The 3249-nt window shown below is 63.7% G+C and carries 3 protein-coding genes; all 3 read left to right on the top strand.

Annotation, left to right across the window (positions count from 1 at the left end; genetic code table 11):
- Nucleotides 1–30: 30 nt before the first annotated feature.
- Nucleotides 31–864 carry a hypothetical protein gene (locus V6M39_RS07245; protein WP_332643120.1) on the top strand — a complete coding sequence of 278 codons (834 nt, stop codon included), beginning with the start codon at nt 31–33 and terminating at the stop codon, nt 862–864.
- 14 nt (nt 865–878) lie between these two features.
- The gene (locus V6M39_RS07240) at nt 879–2789 is read left to right on the top strand and encodes a fumarate reductase/succinate dehydrogenase flavoprotein subunit (protein WP_332643119.1); all 1911 of its coding nucleotides are present in this window, start codon (nt 879–881) and stop codon (nt 2787–2789) included.
- The coding region (locus tag V6M39_RS07235) for a succinate dehydrogenase/fumarate reductase iron-sulfur subunit (RefSeq protein ID WP_332643118.1) at nt 2789–3249 on the top strand (461 nt) is incomplete at its 3' end. The genes V6M39_RS07240 and V6M39_RS07235, both read left to right, overlap by 1 nt.

Genomic DNA, 3249 nt, shown 5'->3' with positions numbered 1-3249 from the left:
GAATGAGCGGACAGTCCTAAGGTGTGGGCCGTGACCACCACCTCACCAGCTCCCTCGTCTGGAGCACCGTTGAAGGGGCCCAATGGGGCCGGACGCGCGGCAATTGCCGCCCGAACTCTGCGCAATGACAGGTGGTGGCTTCCACCGCTCGCCACCGCCCTCGGCCTTGGTGCCTGGGTCGCCTACGCGACCGTGCGTGCGTTCATGCAGAAGGACTATTTCGTCGAGTCCTACAACTACCTGACGCCGTTCTACTCGCCCTGCGTCTCGAACGGCTGTGTCCCGGAGTCCTCGCACTTCGGCCAGTTCCTGCCTGATCAGTGGTGGCTGCCGTACGCCGCACTGACGCTGCCGTTCCTGCTGCTGTTCCGCATGACGTGCTACTACTACCGCAAGGCCTACTACCGCGCGTTCTGGCTTTCGCCGCCCGCGTGCGCCGTCGCCGAGCCGCACCAGAAGTACACCGGCGAGACGCGCTTCCCGCTGCTGGGTCAGAACCTGCACCGCTACTTCTTTTACGCCGCAGCGATCATCTCGGTGATCAACACGTACGACGCGTTCTATGCGTTCCGCACGGCGGACCACGAGTTCGGCTTCGGTCTCGGCAACATCATCCTGCTCGTCAACGTGATCGCACTGTGGGCTTACACCGTGTCGTGCCACTCGTGCCGCAGCCTGATCGGTGGCCGCCTGAACCACTTCTCCAAGCACCCGATCCGCTACAAGCTCTGGGGCTGGGTATCCAAGCTCAACGGTCGCCACATGGGACTCGCCTGGCTGACGCTCGGCACCCTCGCGCTGACCGACTTCTACATCATGGCCGTCTCTGCCGGCTGGATCGACGACCTTCGCTTCATCAACTGACGGACTGAATCTTCATGACTGCTGATATCGAGACACACACATACGACGTCGTCATCATCGGTGCCGGTGGCGCCGGTCTGCGCGCTGCGATCGAGGCCCGCGTGTCGGGCAAGAAGACCGCGATCATCTCCAAGTCGCTGTTCGGCAAGGCCCACACGGTCATGGCCGAGGGTGGTTGCGCGGCTGCCATGGGCAACGCCAACTCCAACGACAACTGGATGGTGCACTTCGGTGACACCATGCGAGGCGGCAAGTTCCTCAACAACTGGCGTATGGCCGAGCTGCACGCCAAGGAAGCTCCGGATCGTGTCTGGGAGCTCGAGACGTACGGCGCACTCTTCGACCGCACGCCGGATGGCCGCATCAGCCAGCGCAACTTCGGTGGCCACAGCTACCCCCGCCTCGCCCACGTCGGCGACCGCACAGGCCTGGAGTTGATCCGTACCCTTCAGCAGAAGATCGTCTCGCTGCAGCAGGAAGACTTCCGCAACACGGGCGACTACGAGTCCAACATCAAGGTCTATGACGAGACCACGATCGTCGACCTGCTCAAGGACGGCGACAAGATCTCCGGCGCCGTTGCTTACCAGCGCGAGTCCGGACGCCACCTGCTGTTCGAGGCGCCCGCGATCGTCATGGCGACCGGCGGCATCGGCAAGTCCTACAAGGTCACCAGCAACTCCTGGGAGTACACCGGCGACGGTCACGCGCTCGCACTTCGCGCCGGCGCCTCGCTGATCAACATGGAGTTCCTGCAGTTCCACCCCACGGGCATGGTCTGGCCGCCGTCGGTCAAGGGCATCCTCGTCACCGAGTCCGTACGTGGTGACGGTGGAATCCTGACCAATTCCGAGGGCAAGCGCTTCATGTTCGACTACATCGCGGACGTGTTCAAGGATCTCTACGCGACGACGCCCGAAGAAGGCGACCGCTGGTACACCGACCCCGACAACAACCGGCGTCCCCCCGAGCTGCTGCCGCGCGATGAGGTGGCTCGGGCCATCAACTCCGAGGTCAAGGCTGGTCGAGGAACCCCGCACGGCGGGGTGTATCTGACCGTCGCCGGACGTACCGAGGTGGGCCTAACCACCGAAGCGATCCTCAAGAAGCTGCCGTCGATGCACCACCAGTTCAAGGAGCTCGCCGACGTCGACATCACGAAGGAAGCGATGGAAGTCGGACCGACGTGTCACTACGTCATGGGCGGCATCGAGGTCGATCCCGACAGTGGTGCGGCTTCGGTCCCCGGTCTCTTCGCCGCAGGCGAGTGCTCCGGCGGCATGCACGGCTCCAACCGCCTCGGCGGCAACTCGCTGTCGGACCTCCTGGTCTTCGGCAAGCGCGCCGGTGCCGGTGCTGCGGAGTACGTCGACAAGCTCGGCGAGAACCGCCCCAAGGTGTCTGACGCTGCAGTCAAGGAAGCCCGCGATCGTTCGGTGGCTCCGTTCGGTGACGGTGGTCAGGAAGGCGCCGAGAACCCGTACACGATCCACCAGGAGCTCCAGCAGTCGATGAACGACCTGGTCGGCATCATCCGCAAGGCTGAAGAGGTCGAAGAGGCTCAGGGCAAGATCGACGAGCTCCGCGAGCGGGCCAAGCACATGGTCGTGGAGGGACACCGCCAGTTCAACCCGGGCTGGCACCTCGCTCTCGACCTGCGCAACATGCTCCTGGTCAGCGAGTGCGTCGCCAAGGCAGCACTGATTCGTACCGAGAGCCGCGGCGGTCACACCCGTGAGGATCACCCCGTCATGAATGCTGAGTGGCGTCACAAGCTGCTCGTCTGCAACATCAAGGACGACGGTTCGGTCGACGTGCAGGAGAAGGAGCAGATACCGCTCCGCGAAGACCTGCTCGACCTGTTCGAGATGAGTGAGCTGAAGAAGTACTTCACCGAAGCCGAGCTGGCCGGAAGGAACTCCTGATGAGCTACGAGCAGAACTTTCGTGTCTGGCGCGGCGATGCTGAAGGTGGCGACTTCGAGAACTACGACGTTGAGGTCAACGAGGGCGAAGTCGTCCTCGATGTGATCCATCGCCTGCAGGCGACGCAGACGCCCGACCTGGCCGTCCGCTGGAACTGCAAGGCCGGCAAGTGTGGCTCGTGCAGCGCGGAGATCAACGGTCGCCCGCGACTGCTCTGCATGACGCGTATGTCGACGCTGCCGCAGGAAAGCACCGTCACGATCACGCCGATGCGTACGTTTCCCGTCATCCGCGACCTCGTCTGCGACGTCTCGTTCAACTACGAGAAGGCTCGCGAGGTCCGCGCATTCGTACCGCCGGAGGGCCTCAAGCCGGGCGAGTACCGCATGCAGCAGGTCGACGTCGAGCGCTCGCAGGAGTTCCGCAAGTGCATCGAGTGCTTCCTGTGCCAGGACACCTG

It is taken from the genome of Aeromicrobium sp., from assembly GCF_036675695.1.
Classification (GTDB): Bacteria; Actinomycetota; Actinomycetes; order Propionibacteriales; family Nocardioidaceae; genus Aeromicrobium.
This window is presented reverse-complemented; position numbering and strand designations above follow the sequence as displayed.